The organism is Veillonellales bacterium, assembly GCA_039680175.1.
Taxonomy (GTDB): domain Bacteria; phylum Bacillota; class Negativicutes; order JAAYSF01; family JAAYSF01; genus JBDKTO01.
On the sequence record JBDKTO010000099.1, the window covers coordinates 1 to 22,243 of the forward strand.

20 protein-coding genes and 1 other annotated feature are annotated in these 22,243 nt (G+C 48.6%); all 20 genes read right to left on the bottom strand.

Features of this window, described 5'->3' with window-relative positions; translation table 11 throughout:
• Positions 1 to 28 precede the first annotated feature (28 nt).
• On the bottom strand, positions 29 to 1,558 hold the full coding sequence (locus tag ABFC84_16370; GenBank protein ID MEN6414313.1) for a carboxyl transferase domain-containing protein: 1,530 nt from the start codon (positions 1,556 to 1,558) through the stop codon (positions 29 to 31).
• Positions 1,559 to 1,650: 92 nt separating this feature from the next.
• Positions 1,651 to 2,064 carry a methylmalonyl-CoA epimerase gene (mce, locus tag ABFC84_16375; protein ID MEN6414314.1) on the bottom strand — a complete coding sequence of 138 codons (414 nt, stop codon included), beginning with the start codon at positions 2,062 to 2,064 and terminating at the stop codon, positions 1,651 to 1,653.
• Positions 2,065 to 2,119: 55 nt separating this feature from the next.
• Positions 2,120 to 3,058 (bottom strand): methylmalonyl Co-A mutase-associated GTPase MeaB, encoded by a 939-nt coding sequence (gene meaB, locus ABFC84_16380; GenBank protein MEN6414315.1) that lies wholly within the window; start codon positions 3,056 to 3,058, stop codon positions 2,120 to 2,122.
• An 82-nt stretch (positions 3,059 to 3,140) separates the two neighbouring features.
• Positions 3,141 to 3,533, bottom strand: a complete 393-nt coding sequence (locus ABFC84_16385; GenBank protein MEN6414316.1) for a cobalamin B12-binding domain-containing protein — start codon at positions 3,531 to 3,533, stop codon at positions 3,141 to 3,143.
• Between the two features lie 21 nt (positions 3,534 to 3,554).
• Complete coding sequence (locus ABFC84_16390; GenBank protein MEN6414317.1) at positions 3,555 to 5,198, bottom strand: methylmalonyl-CoA mutase family protein; 1,644 nt, start codon at positions 5,196 to 5,198, stop codon at positions 3,555 to 3,557.
• Positions 5,199 to 5,220: 22 nt separating this feature from the next.
• Positions 5,221 to 6,729 (bottom strand): acetyl-CoA hydrolase/transferase family protein, encoded by a 1,509-nt coding sequence (locus ABFC84_16395; GenBank protein MEN6414318.1) that lies wholly within the window; start codon positions 6,727 to 6,729, stop codon positions 5,221 to 5,223.
• Positions 6,730 to 7,096: 367 nt separating this feature from the next.
• A complete protein-coding gene (locus tag ABFC84_16400) occupies positions 7,097 to 7,729 on the bottom strand; it encodes a redox-sensing transcriptional repressor Rex (protein ID MEN6414319.1) in 633 nt (210 codons plus the stop codon).
• Between the two features lie 195 nt (positions 7,730 to 7,924).
• Positions 7,925 to 9,646, bottom strand: coding sequence for an NADH-dependent [FeFe] hydrogenase, group A6 (locus tag ABFC84_16405; GenBank protein MEN6414320.1), 1,722 nt, complete (start codon positions 9,644 to 9,646; stop codon positions 7,925 to 7,927).
• 29 nt (positions 9,647 to 9,675) lie between these two features.
• Entirely contained in the window at positions 9,676 to 11,466 is a 1,791-nt protein-coding gene (nuoF, locus tag ABFC84_16410; GenBank protein MEN6414321.1) for an NADH-quinone oxidoreductase subunit NuoF, read from the bottom strand.
• Positions 11,467 to 11,494: 28 nt separating this feature from the next.
• Positions 11,495 to 11,860, bottom strand: a complete 366-nt coding sequence (locus tag ABFC84_16415) for a (2Fe-2S) ferredoxin domain-containing protein (protein MEN6414322.1) — start codon at positions 11,858 to 11,860, stop codon at positions 11,495 to 11,497.
• Complete coding sequence (locus ABFC84_16420) at positions 11,847 to 12,416, bottom strand: ATP-binding protein (GenBank protein MEN6414323.1); 570 nt, start codon at positions 12,414 to 12,416, stop codon at positions 11,847 to 11,849. Before ABFC84_16420 ends, ABFC84_16415 begins: the two co-directional genes overlap by 14 nt.
• Entirely contained in the window at positions 12,409 to 12,906 is a 498-nt protein-coding gene (gene nuoE / locus ABFC84_16425; protein MEN6414324.1) for an NADH-quinone oxidoreductase subunit NuoE, read from the bottom strand. Before nuoE ends, ABFC84_16420 begins: the two co-directional genes overlap by 8 nt.
• Positions 12,907 to 12,944: 38 nt before the next feature.
• Complete coding sequence (locus ABFC84_16430; GenBank protein ID MEN6414325.1) at positions 12,945 to 13,688, bottom strand: PHP domain-containing protein; 744 nt, start codon at positions 13,686 to 13,688, stop codon at positions 12,945 to 12,947.
• Positions 13,685 to 14,026: a DRTGG domain-containing protein gene (locus tag ABFC84_16435; protein ID MEN6414326.1), complete on the bottom strand. Its 342-nt coding sequence runs from the start codon at positions 14,024 to 14,026 to the stop codon at positions 13,685 to 13,687. The genes ABFC84_16430 and ABFC84_16435 overlap by 4 nt, the downstream gene beginning before the upstream one ends.
• 29 nt (positions 14,027 to 14,055) lie before the next feature.
• On the bottom strand, positions 14,056 to 15,390 hold the full coding sequence (locus ABFC84_16440) for a [Fe-Fe] hydrogenase large subunit C-terminal domain-containing protein (protein ID MEN6414327.1): 1,335 nt from the start codon (positions 15,388 to 15,390) through the stop codon (positions 14,056 to 14,058).
• Positions 15,391 to 15,449: 59 nt separating this feature from the next.
• Positions 15,450 to 15,890 (bottom strand): hypothetical protein, encoded by a 441-nt coding sequence (locus ABFC84_16445; protein MEN6414328.1) that lies wholly within the window; start codon positions 15,888 to 15,890, stop codon positions 15,450 to 15,452.
• Entirely contained in the window at positions 15,883 to 16,233 is a 351-nt protein-coding gene (locus tag ABFC84_16450; GenBank protein MEN6414329.1) for a DRTGG domain-containing protein, read from the bottom strand. Before ABFC84_16450 ends, ABFC84_16445 begins: the two co-directional genes overlap by 8 nt.
• A 165-nt stretch (positions 16,234 to 16,398) precedes the next feature.
• Positions 16,399 to 17,661 (bottom strand): O-antigen ligase family protein, encoded by a 1,263-nt coding sequence (locus ABFC84_16455; GenBank protein MEN6414330.1) that lies wholly within the window; start codon positions 17,659 to 17,661, stop codon positions 16,399 to 16,401.
• Between the two features lie 115 nt (positions 17,662 to 17,776).
• A complete protein-coding gene (locus tag ABFC84_16460; GenBank protein ID MEN6414331.1) occupies positions 17,777 to 19,060 on the bottom strand; it encodes a folylpolyglutamate synthase/dihydrofolate synthase family protein in 1,284 nt (427 codons plus the stop codon).
• 64 nt (positions 19,061 to 19,124) lie between these two features.
• The gene (locus ABFC84_16465) at positions 19,125 to 21,776 is read right to left on the bottom strand and encodes a valine--tRNA ligase (GenBank protein MEN6414332.1); all 2,652 of its coding nucleotides are present in this window, start codon (positions 21,774 to 21,776) and stop codon (positions 19,125 to 19,127) included.
• A gap of 46 nt (positions 21,777 to 21,822) precedes the next feature.
• Positions 21,823 to 22,059 (bottom strand) — a binding site (T-box leader).
• Positions 22,060 to 22,243 lie beyond the last annotated feature (184 nt).

Genomic DNA, 22,243 nt, shown 5'->3' on the forward strand with positions numbered 1-22,243 from the left:
CTTCGATTTTCATTTATTTCACCTTTCCTTATAGCGGGATATTGCCGTGCTTTTTAGCTGGCCGAGCTTCACGTTTGCTAGCTAGCATATTCAAGGCGGTGATAATACGAGGTCTGGTTTCTTTCGGTTCAATCACAATATCGACAAAGCCGCGTTCTGCCGCTTTATATGGAGTGGCGAACTCTTCGATATATTTTGCCGTTTTTTCCGCCACATCAGGATCCTTACGGAAAATAATGTTGGCAGCGCCAGCCGGACCCATAACAGCAATTTCAGCAGTCGGCCAAGCCATAACCTGATCGGCGCCTAAATCCTGGGAGCACATAGCGAGGTACGAACCGCCATAAGCTTTACGAGTAATAACCGTAATTTTCGGAACAGTAGCTTCCGAATAAGCATACAGCAGTTTTGCCCCATGACGAATAATACCGCCGTATTCCTGGTCAACCCCTGGCAGGAAGCCGGGTACGTCAACCAGATTGAGAATCGGGATATTGAATGCATCACAGAAACGGATAAAGCGGGAAGCTTTATCGGAAGCATTAATATCCAGGCAGCCGGCCATTACATTCGGCTGATTGGCAATAATACCAACCGACTGACCGTCAAAACGGGCAAACGCGGTGATAATATTGCGGGCAAAGTAAGGCTGCACTTCGTAATAATCACCATTATCCGCCAAAGATTTAATTACGTCAAACATGTCGTAAGGCTGATTGGGATTATCGGGCATTAACGTATTTAAGCCGTCGTCCATACGGTTCGGGCAGTCGCCGGTTTCAACCCGGGGAGCATCTTCCAAATTGTTGGATGGCAAATAGCTTAAAAGAGTACGAATTTGTTCAAAACAATCCTCATCGTTTTCAGCGGCAAAATGAGCCACACCGGAAGTACTGTTGTGGGTCATTGCTCCGCCAAGGGCTTCTGCCGTTACCTCTTCTGCCGTAACGGATTTAATAACTGCCGGACCGGTAATAAACATCTGGCTGGTGTTTTTAACCATATAGACGAAATCGGTTAATGCCGGAGAATATACGGCACCGCCGGCACAGGGTCCCATGATAACAGAAATCTGGGGGATAACGCCGGAAGCCAGCGTATTGCGGAAGAAAATTTTGCCATACCCGGCTAAAGCATCTACCGCTTCCTGAATGCGAGCACCGCCCGAATCATTGATCCCAATAACCGGAGCGCCCATTTTTAAAGCCAAATCAAGCACTTTGCAGATTTTACCTGCATGCATTTCGCCAAGGGAACCACCTTCGACGGTAAAATCCTGGGCAAATGCGTAAACGAGACGTCCATTGACAGTACCGTAGCCGGTAACAACACCTTCGGCAGGAATTTCTTTGGCACTCATGCCAAAATTCGTGCAGCGATGTGCGACAAGTTGATCCAGCTCAACAAAAGTATCCTCATCGAAAAATTTGGTAATCCGCTCGCGCGCGGTTAATTTTCCTCTGGCATGCTGCTTCTCAACCTTTTTGGTACCGCCGCCTTGCATAATCTTAGCTTGCTTTGCTTTCAAATCCTGAATTTTTTCTTGGACAGTAGCCATCTTACACCTCCAAAGTGACTCCTAACGAATCACTAAATACACCCAAACGTTTAAAATACTTTCTACTGCTGCTCAGCGTACCTGAGCCACTATTATTTGCGCTGAGACAGTTCCAGCAGAATACCGCCGGTAGCTTTGGGATGAACAAAGGCAATGCTTGCGCCGCCGGCACCGTAACGGGGAACTTGGTCAATCAGGCGTACGCCCTTAGCTTTCAGGTCTGCCAAAGCAGCTTCGATATTATCCACTTTGAGAGCGATATGCTGAATACCTTCGTGTCCGCCGTTCTTTTCAATGAACTTGGCAATCGGACCGTCGGAAGTAGTAGACTCCAGCAATTCCAATTCGCTGTCTCCGCTGGGAACAAAAGCAACTTTAACTTTTTGCTCCGCCACAACTTCTTCGCCGGCAACAGTCAAGCCAAGCACTTCGGTATAAAACTTTTTGGCCTGTTCCAAATCTTTTACTGCAATACCAATGTGGTCAACTTTTAGTGTTTTAAACAAAAGATTACCTCCTTTATTATATTTAATAAATTCTCCTCTAACAGGCAATGACAGCTTACCGGAGCAATCCTTTTAAAATGTCACTGACCACGCTATAAGGATCATTTTCCCGCTTTTCAACGCTGGCAATCATTCGATCCAGCTTGCCGGATGACTTAATATTGGTCAGTACATACCGGCCAATTTGCTCATTCAGCATGGCCAGCAGTTCATTTCTGGCACGTACTGTCCGACGGGCAGTCAATGTACCGGATTCATCCAGAAAGCTTATATGCTCCCCGATGGCATCAATTAATTCGGTAACACCTTCCGTAAGGCTGGCTACAGTCCGCTTCACCGGAGGACGCCAGGCAACTTTCGACTGATTCAAATCCAGCATTTGCTCAATCTCAATATGAAGACGCTCTACCCCGTCATGATCGGCTTTGTTAATAGCGAAAATATCACCGATTTCCAGAATGCCAGCTTTAATTGCCTGAATATCGTCGCCTAACCCCGGGACCAGTACAACCAAAGTAGTATCGGCCGCCTTCACAATATCGACTTCCGACTGACCAACACCAACGGTTTCAATAAAGATGATATCTTTACCGAAAGCATCTAATATCTTTACCGCTTCCGCTGTCTTGCGGGATAGCCCCCCTAAGCTGCCTCTGGTTCCCATACTGCGAATGAACACCCCTTCATCCATGGTTAATTCATTCATCCGAATACGGTCGCCTAAAATTGCTCCCCCCGAAAAGGGGCTGGTTGGATCCACCGCAATGATTCCTACTGTTTTTCCCTGCCGTCGGTATTCTTTTGCCAGTTTGTCGGTCAGCGTGCTTTTACCCGCCCCCGGCGGCCCGGTAATGCCAATTACATGGCCTTTCCCGGTATGAGGATACAGCTTCTGCATAATTTCAACAGCAGTATCGTACTCGTTTTCCACCGCGGTGATAGCCCGGGACAAAGCAAGCCGCGAACCGGCCAGCAGCTCTTCTGCGATATTCATTTCATATGCACCACCTAATGGCGGTATGAGCCTGTATGCAGTTGCATCATACCATACCGCCTCAGCTTCAGTTGGAAAACTACTACTTTACGTTTGCTTTAATAAAATCAACAATGCTGGTAGTAGTAGTACCTGGTGTGAACACTTCAGCAATGCCGGCTGCTTTCAATCCCGGGATATCGGTGTCAGGAATAACACCGCCGCCGATGAATAATACATCGGTCATGCCTTTACCTTTAATCAGCTCTACCACACGGGGAAAAAGGTGATTATGAGCCCCGGACAATAAGCTGAGTGCTACTACATTCACATCTTCCTGCAGTGCGGTTTCGGCAATCTGTTCCGGAGTCTGCCGAAGGCCGGTATAAATTACCTCAAAGCCAGCGTCGCGAAGAGCGCGGGCGACGACTTTTGCGCCGCGGTCATGACCGTCAAGGCCGGGTTTTGCTACTAATACTCTAATAAGTTTTTCCATCGTTGTCCCTCCTGCTCTCGCTTATAGTGTTGCATGCGCTTGGTATTCACCGAATACTTTACGCAATACGCCACAAATTTCGCCCAACGTTGCATACTCTCTGACTGCCGACAAGATGAATGGCATCAAATTGTCTTCGCCTTTCGCAGCGCTTTCCAATTTAGCCAATGCAGCTTGTACAGCATTGTTGTTCCGTTTTGCTCTCAGGTCAGCCAGCTTTTTCTTTTGCAGTTCGCCAACAGAAGCATCTACCCGCAACAGTCCTTCCACCGGTTTTTCTTCGACTTGGAATTTGTTGACGCCCACGATTACGCGATCGCCTTTTTCAACTTCCATCTGCCATTTATAAGCGCTATCCTGAATTTCTTTTTGAATGTAGCCTTTTTCAATAGCTACAACCGCGCCGCCGATTTCATCAATTTTATTGATGTAATCCCAAGCCTCCTGCTCGATCTTGTTCGTCAGGGCTTCTACATAGTAGGAACCGCCCAAAGGATCGACCACATCGGCTAAACCGCTTTCGTAAGCAACAATCTGCTGAGTACGCAGTGCAATCTGTACGGAAGCTTCTGTCGGCAAAGCCAGCGCTTCGTCTTTAGAGTTGGTATGCAAAGATTGTGTGCCGCCCATAACAGCCGCAGCAGTCTGCAGCGCAACCCGGACAATATTATTATCCGGCTGTTGAGCAGTCAGCATTGAACCGGCTGTCTGGGTATGAACCCGCAGCATCAGCGATTTCGGCTTTTTAGCGCCAAAACGTTCTTTCATTACTTTTGCCCATACCCGGCGGGAAGCGCGGAATTTCGCAACTTCTTCCAGCACATTATTATGCGCATTCCAGAAGAAGGACAGACGACCGGCAAAATCGTCGACATTCAAGCCTGCTTTAATCGCAGCCTCAACATAGGCGATGCCGTCGGCAATCGTAAAAGCGATTTCCTGGGATGCCGTCGAACCTGCTTCCCGGATATGATAACCGGAAATGGAAATTGTATTCCATTTTGGCACATTCTTCGAGCAATATTCAAAAATATTAGTAATGAGTCGCATGGAAGGCTTCGGCGGGAAGATGTAAGTGCCGCGAGCCGCATACTCTTTCAGAATATCATTTTGAATTGTGCCGCGAAGCTGTTCAGGCGTTACGCCCTGCTTTTCCGCTACGGCAATATACATAGCCAGCAGTACGGAAGCCGGTGCGTTGATGGTCATGGAAGTGGAAACTTTGCTCAAATCGATCTGGTCGAAAAGAATTTCCATATCGGCCAAAGAGTCAATCGCCACACCCACCTTGCCGACTTCACCTTCGGCAACGGGATCATCGGAGTCATAGCCGATTTGAGTCGGCAGGTCAAAAGCGCAGGATAAGCCGGTGCCGCCGGATGCCAGCAAATAACGATAGCGCTTGTTGGATTCTTCCGCCGTGGAGAATCCGGCATACATGCGCATGGTCCAGAAACGGCCGCGGTACATCGTAGGCTGCACCCCGCGGGTATAGGGATATTCACCCGGGAAGCCAATATCCGTTGTATAATCGGTACCCTCGGTATCAAGTGGGGTATAGAGCCGGTTGAAAGTAAGATTTTTACGTTCCGGGAACTTGGCAATGGCTTTTTCTGCTACGGCATTATACTCTGCCAATTTAGTCTTTAGATTTTCGTTACTCATTTAAATAGTAATCCTCCTTTGCTTACTTTTTCATCGTGCCGGTTTCCATAAACCGGGTATGCCACGAAAGGGCTTCCGGCAATATGTGGGGTGTGTGGGCATAGTTAGTCGCTTTTTCAGCTCGTAACAAATAGTCCATGAGTTCATCCTTAAAATCAGGATGGGCACAATTTTCTATAATCACACGAGCCCGCTGTTTAGGGCTTAACCCACGGACATCGGCCACACCTTGTTCAGTAATGAATACATCGACATCATGCTCGCTGTGATCCGCATGGGATACCATCGGCACAACAGAGGAAATTAATCCTTTTTTCGCCGTAGACGGCGTGAAGAACATCGTTAGGTAGGAATTACGGGCAAAATCGCCTGAACCGCCGATGCCATTCATCATTTTAGTGCCCATAATATGAGTAGAGTTGACATTGCCATAAATATCAAATTCGATGGCCGTATTCATGGCAATAACACCAAGACGCCTGGCAATTTCAGGGCTGTTGGCAATTTCCTGAGGCCTGAACATCATCTTTTCACGATAAGTGGAAAGGTTGCCGTAGAAACGTTCCAGTCCGCTGGGCGACGGAGTCAGAGAAGTGCCGGAAGCAAACTTCAGTTTGCCGGCATCAATCAGATCAAACATGCCATCCTGAATAACTTCTGTATAAACCATTAAATCTTCAAAATCAGAATCAACAAGGCCGCTAATCACCGCATTGGCTACCGAGCCGACGCCTGATTGCAGCGGCAACAGGTTCTTCGGCATCCGATCGGCTTTGATTTCCGCCTTCAAAAATGAAATTAAATGCTGCGACATAAGACGGGAATTCTCATCAATCGGTGCCAAATCACGAACCGTATCAGGAATATCGCAAGGCACGATATAGGTAATTTTGTCAGAGCCGCAGGGAATATAAGGCGTACCAATACGATCATCCACATTTACAATTGGAATTGGCTGACGATGCGGCGGATCCAAAGGTATGTATACATCGTGCATTCCCTCCAGCTCAATCGGCTGGGTAGTATTGACTTCCACAATAACGATATCGGCACTTTGTACAAAAGACGCCGCATTGCCCAAGGATGTTGTCGGAACAATATTACCTTCCTCGGTAATCGCACAGGCCTCAATAATGGCTACATCCACGGAACGACCGCCAAAAAAGCCGTAACGGGTCATTTGAGCGGAATGGCTTAAATGGATATCACAGTAATTGACTTTACCGCTATTGATGGCATTCCGGAGTTCCTTATTCGTCTGGTACGGCATACGGAAATCAATGCCATCCACTTCAGCCAGGGCACCATCTAATTGTTTACCAACTGACGCACCTGTCCAAAGATTGATTTTAAATTGCTCTTGCTTAATTCTTGCCGCTAATGCCTGGGGAACTGCTTTGGGGTAACCAGATAAGGTAAATCCACTAGTAGCAACATTCATACCAGGTTTAATGACTGCTGCTGCTTCCTCAGCGCTGACAATCTTGGCATGGAGTGCTTTATTGCGCACCCGATCACGAATGTCAATCATAAAAAAACTTCCTCCTTGTTACGCCAACACGACCAGTTGACACTTTATATTCTTCCATTTTATACAGAATAGGGATTCGGCAACCACCTCCCCCGTAAAATAATGGCCTGTCATTTGGGGATATTATTTTCCCTAGCTTTTCATCATTTGACTTAGGCCATTCATAAATTTTCGTAACAGTACCGTCAACTGATCTAAAATGCAGTTGACGGTACTATTCGGTAACAATGAAAAATGGTTATTGAAATTGATTTTCCCCGAAGAAGGTTACATCAATCACATACTTTAAATTGTTTCTCTACAATTTAATAAAATCCTGCTAATTTCCTGCTAAAATTGATAATTATTACAATGTATACAATTTTTCTTATTGTGCCCGGGATAAATGATAAGAAATACTGCAGAGTCCTACCGACAAATCCTCATTTTCCACCCGGATCTCACTCGGTACATCAATCTTGCAGGGAGCAAAGTTCCAGATGCCGCGAATTCCTGCCGCCACCAATCTTTCGGCAACTTGCTGTGCCTGTGTCTCAGGAACGGCAATAATGCCGATATGGATATTTCGCTCCCGAACGATGCGATCCATGTCGTCAAAAGAATTCACTTCCATCCCGTGAATCAACTGACCGATTTTTGCCGGACTGACATCAAACATCGCCGCTAAATTAAATCCTAAAGAAACAAAATTGCGATAATTCACCAAAGCACCGCCTAAATGACCAATGCCGACTACAGCGATATTCCATTTATGATGCAGTCCCAGGATTTCGCCGATATTGCGAATCAATTCCCTTACATAATAACCTACGCCTTTTTTCCCAAACTGACCAAAAGAAGCTAAATCCTTGCGAATCTGCTCCGGAGTTACCCCAAGCCGCCTTCCTAGTTCCTCGGAAGAAATGATTTCAACGCCTTCCTCCTGACTGGTTCGCAAAGTCCGGTAATATAATGGCAACCGGTCAATTGTGGCCTTAGAAATAATAATATGATCTTTCAAACACCAAGCCTCCTCGACAGGTATTTAAATAAGAATAAATACTAAGTTTTAACATAACTTAGTATTTATTCTCACTTACTCGTCCAGAGTCCTGCCAAATTTTTTGATTATAAGTATTTTTTTTAACATAGTAAAAAATGCTTTCTCATCTTTCATAATTTGGCTGCGGATTATAACGCCGCAAAATTCGACAGCTTAACGCGGTTGTCGATGATAGTGAGTATGAAGCAGCCGGTGGGATTTTTCTGCCAGGGGTTTCCCCAGCCAGGTATCATACAGTTCTTTGACCGCCGGATTTAAATGGGACTTACGAATTTGACTGCTGGTGTCACACTGATAAATCGCATCCAGCCGTTTCTGCCTAAAGCCGGTTGTTTTGTTAATCGGCTGACCGCCGCCGCCGATACAGCCGCCCGGACAAGCCATAATTTCGATAAAATGATAGTCGGCTTCACCGGCGCGAATCTTATCCAGAAGTTCCCTGGCATTAAGCAGAGTATGAGCCACCGCGACTTTGATCTTTTTGTCACCAATTTCCACTTCGGCTTCTTTCACACCGGTAAGGCCGCGGACATCGAAAAATTCGAGGCAGGGCAGCTCTTTGCCGGTAACCAGCTCATACACAGTACGCAGGGCAGCCTCCATTACGCCGCCGGTTGCGCCGAAGATTACTCCCGCCCCGGTACCGATTCCCATGGGTGCATCATACTCTTCTTCCGGCAGGGTGGCAAAATCAATGCCGGCCTGGCGAATCATGGCCGCCAGTTCCTGAGTAGTAAGCACATAGTCAACATCCTGATAACTGCTGGCATTGATTTCCGGCCGGGCGGCTTCCGCCTTTTTGGCAGTGCAGGGCATAATGGAAACAGATACGATGTGTTTGGGATCAATACCTGACTTTTCGGCATAATAGGTTTTCACCAAAGCACCGAACATTTGCTGGGGCGATTTGGCAGTAGAAAGATGATCCAGGAGGTCAGGATAATTTAATTCGGCGAAATTGACCCATCCCGGGCTGCAAGAAGTAATCATCGGTAATTTACCGCCGGTTTGCAGCCGCTGCAGCAATTCCGATCCTTCTTCCATAATCGTAACATCAGCAGTAAAATTGGTATCAAACACGCGGTCAAAGCCAAGACGCTTCAACGCCGCCACCATTTTCCCTGTCACAATAGTTCCCGGCGGCAGTTCCAGGGCTTCCCCCAGGGCAACCCGCACCGCCGGAGCCGTTTGCACGATGACATGGTTTTCCGGATTGCTCAATGCTTGCCACACCGGTTCGGTATCATCCTTTACCACAATAGCGCCGGTGGGACAAACACTGGCACACTGACCGCAATAAGTACAGCCGACCTGATGCAGTCCCTGAGCAAACGCCGGCACAACCATCGTTTTAAATCCCCGGTTGGCAAAGCTGTAAATATTGACGCCCTGGCGCTCGCTGCAGGCACGAATACAGCGACCGCATAAAATACACTTGTTCTGGTCCCGAACCAGCGACGGATTCGCCTGATCCAGGGGATAATTTTTCCGTTCGCCTTCAAAGCGAATCTGACGGATTCCCAGCTCGCCGGCAATCGCCTGGAGTTCGCATCTGAGATTTTTCTGGCAGGACAGACAATCCGGCGGATGATTCGCCAGCATAAGCTCTACCACCATCTTCCGGGCTTCCCTCACAGCTGCGGTATTGGTATGAACCACCATGCCTTCCTGAACCGGATAGACACAGGAGGCCACCAAACTTCTGGCGCCCACGACCTCTACCATGCAGACGCGGCAATTCCCCTCCGGCCGCAGTTCAGGGTGATAACAAAGGGTTGGAATTTTAATACCGGCAGCATGAGCCGCTTCCAGAACAGTTGCCGTTTTCACGACTTGTACCTGAATGCCGTCAACCGTTACATTCACCATCTCCATTGATATTTCACTCCTCCATCAATTCGAAATCAGCCTTTGCTAATTGCCTTAAAAGGACATTTAGCCATACAGGCACCGCATTTCAAGCATTTATCCGGATCAATCTGATGCTGCTCTTTTACCGTCCCGCTGATGGCCTCTGCCGGACAAACTTTTTTGCATAAACCGCAGCCCTTGCAGTTGCTGGTGATCGTATATCCCACAAGTTTGCTGCAAGCGCCGGCCGGACAGCGTTTCTCCCGGATATGGGCTTCGTATTCGTCGCGGAAATGCTTAATCGTACTCAGCACCGGATTCGGTGCTGTTTGGCCTAAGCCGCATAACGCTGTCGCTTTAATGTTCTTGGCCATTGTCTCCAGCAGCTCAATATCGCCTTCCTGCCCTTGTCCTTCGGTAATCCGGGTCAGGATTTCCAGCATTCGTTTTGTTCCTTCCCGGCAGGGCGTACACTTGCCGCAGGACTCGGATTGGGTAAAATTCAGAAAAAACCGGGCTACGTCCACCATACAGGTCGTTTCGTCCATAACCACCAGTCCGCCGGAACCCATCATCGCACCAACTGAAATTAAGGAATCATAATCCACCGGCAAATCCAACAGTTCTTCCGGCAGACAACCGCCTGACGGGCCGCCGATCTGCACTGCCTTAAATTTCTTACCGTTCTGGATGCCGCCGCCAATATCGTAAATAATTTCCCGCATGGTAATTCCCATTGGAACTTCGGCCAGACCGGTATGATTAATTTTTCCTGTCAGGGCAAACACTTTCGTGCCCTTGCTTTTCTCCGTTCCAATAGCCGCGTACCAGTCCGCTCCCTGATTGATAATCTGCGGCACGTTGGCAAAAGTCTCAACATTATTAATATTAGTAGGCTTGCCCCAAAGACCGGCATTTGCCGGAAAGGGCGGCCGCGGCCGCGGCATTCCCCGCTTGCCTTCGATAGAGGCCAGCAGAGCTGTTTCCTCACCGCAGACGAAAGCGCCTGCCCCTTCTTTTATTTTAATATGAAATTGAAAACCGGAGCTAAATATATTATCCCCCAAAACACCCATTGCTTCCGCCTGGCTAATAGCAATTTTTAACCGCTTAATCGCCAGGGGATATTCGGCACGAACATAAATATAGCCTTCGTCGGCACCGATAGCGTAACCGCAAATTGCCATCCCCTCAATCACCCGGTGGGGATCGCCTTCCAAAACGCTGCGGTCCATAAAAGCTCCCGGGTCGCCTTCATCGGCATTACAAACCACATATTTCTTATCGCCCTGGGCCTTACGGGTAAAGCTCCATTTCAACCCGGTGGGAAAACCGCCGCCCCCCCGGCCGCGCAAACCGGACTTTTTTACTTCCTCTACGACATCTTCCGAAGTCATGGCCGTAACGGCTTTCCCCAAGGCCTGATATCCGCCGACTGCAATATATTCTTCAATTTTTTCCGGATCAATGCGACCGCAGTTAATCAGCACCTGGCGGTTTTGCTTCTTATAAAAATCAATGTCGCTGTAATTCGGAACCTTTTCCAAAGTCACCGGCTCTTTATACAGCAAACGTTCCACAATACGGCCTTTGTAAAGATGGTTCTCCACAATTTCGGGCACATCTTCTTCCTGAACCCGAACATAGAAAACTCCTTCGGGATAAACGATAACCAGCGGCCCCATTTCACAAAAACCATGACAGCCCGTTTCCACGATTTTGATTTCCTTATCCAGACCTCTTTCCGCCAGTTCCCGCTTCATTGCAGCCTCCACCCGTTTTGATCCGGATGAGGCACAGCCTGTGCCGGCACAAATCAGCACATGCGCTCTTATATGTTCCATCTTATTCCCTCCCGTCAGTCGACAAAAGTCATTCGCTAAATTTACCGACAACCAGTTCCTCCAAAATGCGGCCGTTTACAACATGCTCGGCAATAATCTGCGGAACAAGTTCAGGCGTCACTTTCCCATAAGTAATGCGATCTTCACCGGGGCGCACCACATCCAGCAGCACTTCCTTTTCACACATGCCGATACAGCCGGTCTGCGTCACCGTTACATCCTGCAAATGTCGTTTGGCAATTTCATCCAGCACGGCGGACATGACCTCCCTGGCACCGGCGGCAATGCCGCAAGTCCCCATTCCGATAATAATTTTCGTACCTGTTGTATAACGCAGCCGCGTATCCGACTGCACCTGCTCCCGCAGCCGTTTTAAATCCTCAATGGTTTTCACCTGGACCGCCTCCATATAAATAGTTAAAATGACCGGACAAATAATCGGTAATCCAAATTAACACGTCAGGATGAGTCAGAGGAATATCCCCCAAAATGCCGGTTAACTCATAAGTTGTAACACAAAAGGTACGTTGTCCCACTGTATGGGAATAACGAAAATCCAGCTTGGGATTGCCAATAATAATCGCTTTAACGGTCTCCGTCATGCTGCCCAACGGCGGTCGATCCAAATGGCTGTGCTGATAAACCGCCTTTACCGTGGTTCCCTTACCCGGCGAAGATTCAAGGGACAGGCAGCCGCCGCATTGCCGGGTATACATGTCAACCAGCGGCAGCCCCAGTCCCACTCCCGCTTTGCGAGTCTGATTGCTGGTAACAAAAGGATCCAACGCCCGCCGGCATTCCTCGCTGTTCATTCCTCGTCCATTATCACGGATCTCGATTGTCAGCCTGTCCGCGGTAAAATCTTCCGTAATGGCTAATGCAACCTGCGTAGCGCCGGCTTCAATGGAATTACGCACCAGATCCAGTACCTGCAATGAAAGCTCACGCATACTTTCCGAGTATTTCCGGTATTTTTTCCGGCGTCAGACGACCGTAAGTTTCTTCATTGATCATCATAACCGGGGCTAAACCGCAAGCACCGATGCAGGCGACCGTTTCCAGCGTAAAATTCAAATCCTCGGTAGTTTCGCCTGCTGATATTTTCAGGCAATCCTCCACCGCCTGCAGAATGGCCTTGGCACCCCGGACATGACAGGCTGTTCCCTGGCATACCCGGACGATGTTCTTTCCCCTGGGATTCTGATGAAATTGAGAATAAAAAGTCACCACGCCATAAATCTGACTTACAGGAATATCCAGTTTAGCAGCAATTGTCTCAATCACTTCCTTGGACAAATAACCATACGTATTTTGGGTCTCCTGAAGAACCGGAATCAATGCGCCTTTCACTCCCTGATACTTTTCCAGAATCTTCTCCAGCTGCTCAAACCGGCTGCTGTCATGGCCGCAGCTGCATTTGAACTCATTTTTGTTATTCATACTTAGCCTCCCCTAAAAACTAATGAAATAAATTCGATTTACGCCATAAATTTGCGCGATCCTTGTCCGGCAAGCGCCATAGCGATTTCAGCCAAAGTTGGCTGCTCCAGGCAGAACACTGTTCTGGGCCCAATCAATAAATCCCTGATAGTATGCGCATCCGAGGCCGTAACCACCGGCAGCCTGCCGATTGCCGGCAACAGTACCGGCGCCTCCTCCGGTTTCATCCGGCGGGATACCTCCACAGCCGCTAAGGAAGCGTCCGCCGGAATAAGCCCTAACTGGGAGATCAAACTGTAAACCGGCCGGTCCACATGGCTGGCAATACACACTCCGCCTAATGCAGCTGCCTCCCTGGAAGCCGCCGCTACACCAATGGACATGGCCGTCAGCAGCAGCTCCGGCTTGACCCGGACCAGTTCATCATCGGCATCCACCACATACTGGGCGCCAAACCGAGTCTCGTCATTCATCTGACCGGAGCGAAAAGGTTGAATAAAAGCGTTCCACTGCTCCATTTTCTTAATACTGTCAAACAGCACTATAATATGGACTTCTTCTTTTGTCTCCAATTCCATTCCCGGTATTACGGTGACACCACTGTTCGCTGCCGCCTGAACCGCAGCATACACATTATCACAGGCATTATGATCCGTAATCGCAATTATCTGAATTCCGGCCAAAACCGCATGCTTAATGATATTGCGCGGCGTCATTTCCACGGCGGCACAAGGCGAAAGCAGCGAATGAACGTGAAGATCGGCCACATAATGCTGCATCATTGTCCGGTAATTCCCAGCCCGTACAATCGTCCGATGACCTCGAAGGCCGGGAGAGGCGTTGTCAGCAGCACAACTCCTTCCTGCCTGGCCTTTTCCACAGCCTGGGGCTCTACCGGTGCGGCACCGGCAATAATGACCGCTGCCATTCCCACTAAAGACGCCACTGCCACCACATTTTGATGTCCCTGCATCGTTACCCAGACAGAGCCGCTTTTCGCCTGCCCCATCGCATTGCTGAGAAGGTCGGCCCCATAGCCGCCGGTAATGTTCTGCTCCAGCCCGCTGCTGCCGGCAACGATCTTCAATCCCAGGCGGGATACAATCTCTTGTACTGTCATAAACATCCTCCTTTTTCCGGATACCGCTATTAGGAAGAATCTTTATCCAAGGAAGGGGGCATTTTTTCTGCCAGTGCTTTCATCTCCTGAGCCAGATCCCGTACCCTCTCCCGGAGTTTAAAGACACAATCTGTTTCACTGGCAACACCCTGGGCAATATCCTCTGCCAATGCCTTGCAAGTCGGTGAACCGCAGGAGCCGCAATCCAGGCCCGGCAGCTGCTGCAGCATTTTTTCCATAACTTCCACTTTATACATTGCCTTGCATATATCCTCATCCAGCCGCATAATCGGCCGGGGCTCAATCGCCCGCCGCTCATTGACGCCTAACTCGGATTCTTTATACTCCTGCAGCGGCTTCCTGCCTATAGCAATATCTTCCTGCTGCATTTTCCTGGCTCGCTGCTGCAGATTGTATTCGGCCACAAACCGGTTCTGAACCGTTAATGGTCCGCCAATACACCCGCCGGCACAGGCTAATGTCTCCACATAATCAATACCGTTTAGTCTTCCCAGGGCTATTTGCTCTAACACATCACTGACACTATGAATACCATGAACCACCAGCCTGTTCATATTTTCCATGCCCACAGCACTGCTTTCCCCGCCGGCTACCGCCCAGTTCACGCCAATCCAGGATGAATGGCGGCGTGTATCGGCAGTCAACCCGCCCTGCAGCAATTTAAACAATTCGCCATAAATTCGGGAAATTCCGATAGCGCCGGTAATATTGGATTTTTCCGACCCCAAGGGCTGCTTTACTGACGTCATCTTCGCCGGGCAAGGCGTAATAAACCAAATACCGATGTCTTCCGGATTGAGATTCTGCTCCCGGCTGGCTTTGGCCCGCATCACCCTCGCCGCAACTTCAACCGGAGCATCAATCGGCACCAGGTAATCGATCAGCTCGGGAAATTTAATCTGTATCAACCGCACCACCGCCGGACAAGCGGAAGAAATAACCGGCCGCTTTATTCCCGGCCGTTTTAGATAGTCCTTAATAGCCAGGGATACAATTTCCGCTCCCCGGGCCACTTCAAACACTTTATCAAAGCCCAGCTGAGTCAAGCCGAATAAGATTTCATCAATCCGGGTAGTTATCCCGAATTGAGCATAGAGAGTTGGCGCCGGCAGCGCAATGTTGAAACGATAATCCGCTAAATTTTTCAGATCATCGGTGACCACTGTTTTGGCATGATTGGGACAGCGGCGGATGCATTCTCCGCAGTCAATACAGCGGGATTCAGTAATCTGTGCTTTACCGCCCCGAATGCGGATGGCTTCCATGGGACAACGTTTCGCACAAATAACACAGCCTTTGCAGCGATCGGCAATCAATCGCACTGAGTGAAAATACTCATTCATTTCCAACACCACGCAATCTCTTAGTACTATGCAGTGCACATTCTAGCAATAGGGATGAATCAATGAAAAATTATCATCCGAATTTTGGTCCCTACACCGAGCTTTGATTGAATTTCGAACTTATCAGTACAGCGCATCATATTCGGCAGCCCCATTCCGGCACCGAAGCCCATTTCCCGTACATAATCCGGTGCTGTGGAGTATCCTTCCCGCATCGCCAGCTCAATATCCCCAATTCCCGGACCTTCATCATCCAGCGTAATACTGGTACAGACAGGTGAAATCACCGCCTGCATAACGCCCCGAACCGCATGGATAATAACATTCATTTCCCCTTCGTAGGCACTAATGGCAATCCGGCGAATAACATCGGAACCAACGCCAAGCTGTTGCAGTACCCGTTTAATCTTGCCGGAAGCTTCGCCGGCAGTTTCAAAATCCAGCCCCTGCAACGTGAATTTCAAAATAATTTCCTTTTCCTCTTTGTTTACTTCAACCATTATCAGCACCTTTCAAACCGCTTTGATAAAGTCGCCCGCATGCCTCATACATGGGAAACGGCGAAGCCAGCAAAGGAATATCTTTGATCCTCGCCATAGCAATGAGCTCCGGCTTCGGTCGTTTTCCCCACACAAAAACAATGCCGATCAAATCACTCATATCTGCTGTACGAATGACCTGGATATGAGTTAAAGCGGTTAATAACAAAGTTTTTTCTTGCGTAAAAGCCAATACGTCACTCAGTAAATCAGCGCCGCACACTGCGAAGATTTCCCGGTTGAGCCATTCTGAACCGCATAACACCTCAGCTTCCAAAATTTTCTGCACATCCGCCAGTTTCATCGTCCGCCCCCTCTTTTACAATTACCCAAGCTAAAAAGAAGTTAGAACTTTCACAAAACCTTATATAGCAGAAAAGGGCCTACGGCCCTTTTTTATCAATTCGTCTTTCCTCACAGATATCTATTATGTAATGTTCGCTATTATTATTAGAAATCCTGCTATAATTTATAATCTCTTTACAAATTTCGTGTTGATCCCACACATGTATGTTCTTTGCCAAACTATAACCACCAAAGCATTCAACAGCCAAAACAGCATGGACATTTGAATATTGAACATGACGTAATCGGTAAACCCGCTTACCAATAATCCGGCTACGGACGACAAAATTCCCAGCATGATACCGGCGGTCCAGCGATCGGCGGTAGCAGCCAAAATAGTCAGAGCCCGGCGGACATGACCGAACAAAATGGTCAAAAAGGCAAGAAAACCGGGAATGCCGATTTCAGCGGCAATATTCAGGTACATATTGTGAGCATGTACGATTTTTGTTGATGCATCATTGATAAAAAAATCATATTGGGGATATACAAGCCAGTAGGCTCCCCAGCCGATACCAAATAAAGGATGATCCCGAATCATGGCCAGAGTACTTTCCCATAAAGCGAAGCGTAAAGTAGCTGATGTATCCGTGGGATTTAAAATTGAAACCAGCCGCTCGAGAAAAACATCATGAACCGTAAAAGCCAGGAGCGGAATAAACAGCAGCAGCCAAAAAATTTTTCGATTATACAGAATGCCGTAAACAATAACCGTTGCTAAAAGACTGATCCAAGCTCCGCGGCAATAAGTAAGTGCCAGGCAAACGCCAAACAGCATAACGAGACCAAACCACAGCAACTTTTTTCGCCATTGAGCCGCAGTGCAGCCTATCCCCGCCGCCAAAGACATCATGGTAACCAGAAAGCCTGCCAGCAAATTGGGATTCTCCAGGGTAGAAAACACCCGGAATTTTAAATCGGGAAACTGTTCAGTATCCACCCATTCTCCGGCGGATGCAGCAGCCCCAAATAAATATTGATAAAATCCATAGACAGTTATTGCGGCGGCAGCTCCTAACAGCACCAGGATCAACCGCTTTACCTGCTCCATAGAATGAATATTATTAATCACGAAGTAATAAAGCAATAGGTAGCGTCCCATAAGATGCGAATAATTATAAAGGCTGAATTTCCAGTCCGGCGATCCCAAAATAGATGCCGCTGATAAAAGCACCAGCAGAATAATGATCTTATCAAAAGGAGTCCGCTTCAAATTCATCCGGCGCAATAGGACCATTTTCCCCACCCAGAGCAGTGTCCCGGCAGCTAAAAAAGCGCTGGTTATAGTAAGAGATATTGGTAAAAAAAAGGTCACCGCCAAAATGCAGTACTCAATTAAATAATCAAGATCGTATCGGGCTTGAAGCGACTGATAGATTATTTTCACAAATTCACCTATTCTTATTCATCATAAGCTGAGTCACAAATTCTTGCTTCATCTTATGACGTTTCTAAACGATACCGGATTACCTTATATTATACATACCCGGAGGATATTTTGTCTACCCGCCGATGAGCTGCCGGGCGGTGCCAATTAAATACAGGGAGCCGGCCATGCAGATCAGGCCCTGATCGCCGGAAAGGACTTTAACCCGCTTTATTCCGGCTGCAATGGAAGAAGCTGTTTCCACATGACGGGCGACAATTTTTTCAGCAACTTTTGCCGGATCACCGGCCCGCTCCGACAGCGGTGCCACGACGACTGCCTGATCCTGAGGCCGGATTAAATTTTTGACAATACCGGCGATATCCTTATCCTGCAAAATTCCCAGCAAAAAAGTGACTTGCCGCTGAGGAAAGAATTCATCCAAACTTTCCCGCAAGGTCCTGGCTCCGTCCGGATTATGAGCGCCGTCAACCACAATCAGCGGCTGACGGGAAACAATTTCAAACCGGCCCGGCCACCGTACCCGGGCAAGCCCCTCCCGTATAGCAGCAACATCGATCCGGCTGTCCTTCCCGGCAAGCAGCATGGCGGTCATAATCGCCACGGCACAATTTTCCACCTGATGGCGGCCCAGCAAATTCAGAGAAAAAGCGCCAAGAAAGCCGAATCGGCCCGTCTGAATGGTAATTTTCTGTCTGTAATCAGCCGAGCCTTCAAATTGGCCGTAAAAATCCCGGCCTAAAACATACAAAGCCGCATCCTTTTCCCTGGCAGTACAGTCGATTACCTTAAGAGCCGCTCCCCTGGCAGCGGTAATTACCGGTACCCCCGGTTTGATAATGCCTGCTTTATGGCGGGCAATTTCTTCAATCGTACTGCCGCAGCGATCTGTATGCTCCAAGGTAACATTGGTGATTACGGCAGCTTCCGGCAAAATCACATTCGTAGAATCCAGCAAACCTCCCAGGCCCACTTCGATCACCGCATATTCCACGCCGGCTGCCGCGAAATAATAAAATGCGGCGGCCGTCAGCACCTCAAACTCCGTGGGATGCTCCCAGCCTTCCGCCGCCATTTGATTCACAAACCGGCTGGTATAACCGATCGTCTCGCCAAAAACCTGGCGGGAAACGGATTCACCGTCAATGCTCATCCGTTCGGTGTAATCGACCAAATGGGGCGAAGTATACATTCCTGTCTTAATGCCGCTGGCTGTCAGGATTCCTCGGATCATCGCCGTCGTTGAGCCCTTGCCGTTTGTTCCCGTCACATGTACTGTTTTAAACCGTCGTTCGGGATGATGCATAAATTCAAGCAGCTTTTCAATCCGGCTCAATCCTAATTGAATGCCGAATTTACTCAGACCGGCCAAGTACTCCAATGATTGTTCATAGGTCATCCTGTCTCACCCCGCTGATATAATTTCGGCAAGGGCCGGCAAAACCTGCCCTTGCTTATTAAAATCACAATTTTGCCAAATATTCCAGTCGTTCCTTGATTGCCACACATTTTTCCTGAAATTCCGTTTGCTTAGCCTTTTCCTTGGCAATGACTTCCGCCGGAGCCTTGGCCGCAAACCCGGCGTTGCTGAGTTTGCCGGCAATACGGGCCAAATCCCTCTGAAGCCCCGCCATTTCCTTATTTAATCGGGCTGTCTCTTTTTCAATATCAATCAGACCTTTCAGCGGCAGGTAAATTTCCACACCGCTGACTACAGCCGTCATGGCATTTTCCGGTTTCGTATCATTGACCGGCAGCAGAGTGACTGGCCGGGCGGCAGCCAATGACTCCAGATATTGAATGTTAGCCGCGAAAACAGATTGCAGCTTTTCGGAAGCGAACTGGAGAATCACCGGACTTTTCCGTCCCGGCGGAACATTCATTTCTGCCCGCATGTTGCGGACAGCCTTAACCGTATCCATAATAACATTCATGCTTTCTTCCGCCTGTCCATTAACCAGCTTATCAATTTCCGACGGCCAGGCAGCCACCATAATGCTCTTGCCCGTGTGAGGCAGATGCTGCCAAATCGTTTCGGTAATAAACGGCATGAAGGGATGCAGCAGTTTCAGGGTATTTTCCAGCACATACCACAGTACATATTGCGCCGTTGCCCGGCTGGCAGCATCCGCTTGATTGTATAACCGGCTTTTTGCCAGTTCAATATACCAGTCACAATACTCGTTCCAAATGAACTCATATAACACCCGGGCAGCCTCACCCAATTCAAACCGTTCCAGATTGCGGGTCACATCGCCTACTGCATGGACGTAGCGGCTTAAAATCCATTGATCCGCCAGGGTGTATTGTTCATCTGCCGGTTTCACAGCGGCTGAAAATCCTTCCAGATTCATCAGCACGAAGCGGGAAGCGTTCCACAGTTTATTAGAAAAATTGCGGCTGGACTCCACCCGCTCCCAGTAAAACCGCATATCATTTCCGGGAGTATTGCCGGTAATCAGTGTAAACCGCAGCGTATCGGCACCGTATTTCTCAATGACCTCTAAAGGATCAATGCCGTTTCCTAAGGATTTACTCATTTTACGACCCTGGGGATCCCGGACCAAACCATGGATAAATACGTGCTTAAAGGGAATATCCTGTTGAAATTCCAGCCCCATCATAATCATCCGCGCCACCCAGAAAAAGATAATATCGTAGCCGGTCACCAGCACGCTGGTCGGATAGAACTGAGCCAATTCCGGCGTTTTTTCCGGCCAGCCCATGGTGGAAAAAGGCCAGAGGGCAGAGCTAAACCAAGTATCCAGCACATCCGGATCCTGTTCCACTTTGCGGCCGCACTTAGGACAAACCGTTATATCTTCACGGGAAACAATGGTCTCGCCGCACTCGCAATACCAGGCCGGAATGCGATGCCCCCACCAGATTTGACGGGAAATGCACCAGTCGCGGATATTTTCCAGCCAATTGATATAGATTTTGGTAAACCGTTCCGGCACAAACTGAATCCTGCCGGAGGTAACGGCTTGAATAGCCGGTTTTGCCAAAGCTTCCATCCGGACAAACCACTGTTTGGAGATCAGCGGCTCCACTACTGTGCGGCAGCGCTGGCAATGGCCCACCGCATGGCTGTGTTCGTCAATTTTAACTAAATAGCCCTGCTCCTTCAAATCATTCACCAGGACCTTACGGCATTCATAGCGATCCATGCCGGCGTATTTACCCGTATCCCCGGCCATTGTGCCGTCGGGATTGATAACGATAATTTCCGGCAGCTGATGGCGGAGCCCCATCTCAAAGTCGTTGGGATCATGCGCCGGCGTGACTTTCACCGCACCGGTGCCAAAGGAAGGATCCACATACTCGTCGGCAATAATCGGCAAACGCCGTCCGACTAACGGCAATATCAGATATTTGCCTACCAGATTCTTGTAACGGTCATCGTCAGGATGAACGGCAACTCCCGTATCACCGAGAATCGTTTCCGGCCGGGTCGTGGCAACCGTGAGAAATTCATCATCAGTTCCTTCCACCGGATAGCGAACGTGATACAAATGCCCCGGCTGCTCCTCATGTTCCACCTCAATATCGCTTAAGGCGGTATTGCAGCGGGGGCACCAGTTGGTAATGCGGCTTCCCTGATAAATCAATCCTTTTTCGTATAAAGAGACAAAAACTTCCCGCACGGCTTTGGAACAGCCTTCATCCATAGTAAAACGTTCCCGTTGCCAGTCGCAGGACGCACCGAGGCTTTTTAATTGGGTAAGAATCCGGCTGCCGTATTGTTTTTTCCAGTCCCAAACCTTTTCGATAAATTTTTCCCGTCCCACATCATAGCGGGAAATCCCGTCTTTAGCCAGCATCTCTTCCACTTTGATCTGGGTGGCAATTCCGGCGTGATCGGTACCCGGCATCCATAATGTATTATACCCCTGCATCCGCCGCCAGCGGATCTCAATATCCTGCAGTGTTTCGTCAAGAGCATGGCCCATGTGCAGCTGCCCGGTTACATTGGGAGGAGGAATTACAATACTGAAGCCTTCCTTGTCCGGTTCCACCTCAGCATGAAACAAGCCATTTTCTTCCCAGAACTGATACCATTTCTTTTCCACCGCCTGGGGATCATAAACGGTGGGAATATTTTTCTCTGCCATCGCCAGTTCGCCCTCCTAATAAGTCAAAAATAAAAGCTCCGTCATCCCGAAGGACGAAAGAGCTTGCTTTCGTGGTACCACCTTGATTTTCTGCTTTATCGCCAGACAATAAAGACAGACTTTACTGCCGCTAACGGGGCATTCCGGCTGGACCTACTGCATTCATTCAGCCCAGCGGCTTAAGGATGACCTTCCGCTACCTTCGGCTAAGAGATCTTTCAGCCGGAGGATCTCCTCTCTAATCAACCGATGGATAGCGTACTCTTCCTATCATAGCCTATAGCAATATAACTATTTTACTATACTCTCCTGCCCTATTCTTTGTCAAGTTTTCCTGGCAATATCGTTAAGCGTTGAATCAGGCTTTGTTCTCAACCGCTTTTTTCTCTTTCAGATAGTTGTCGATAGCCGCCGCCGCTTTCTTTCCGGCCCCCATTGCCAGGATAACGGTGGCGGCGCCGGTCACA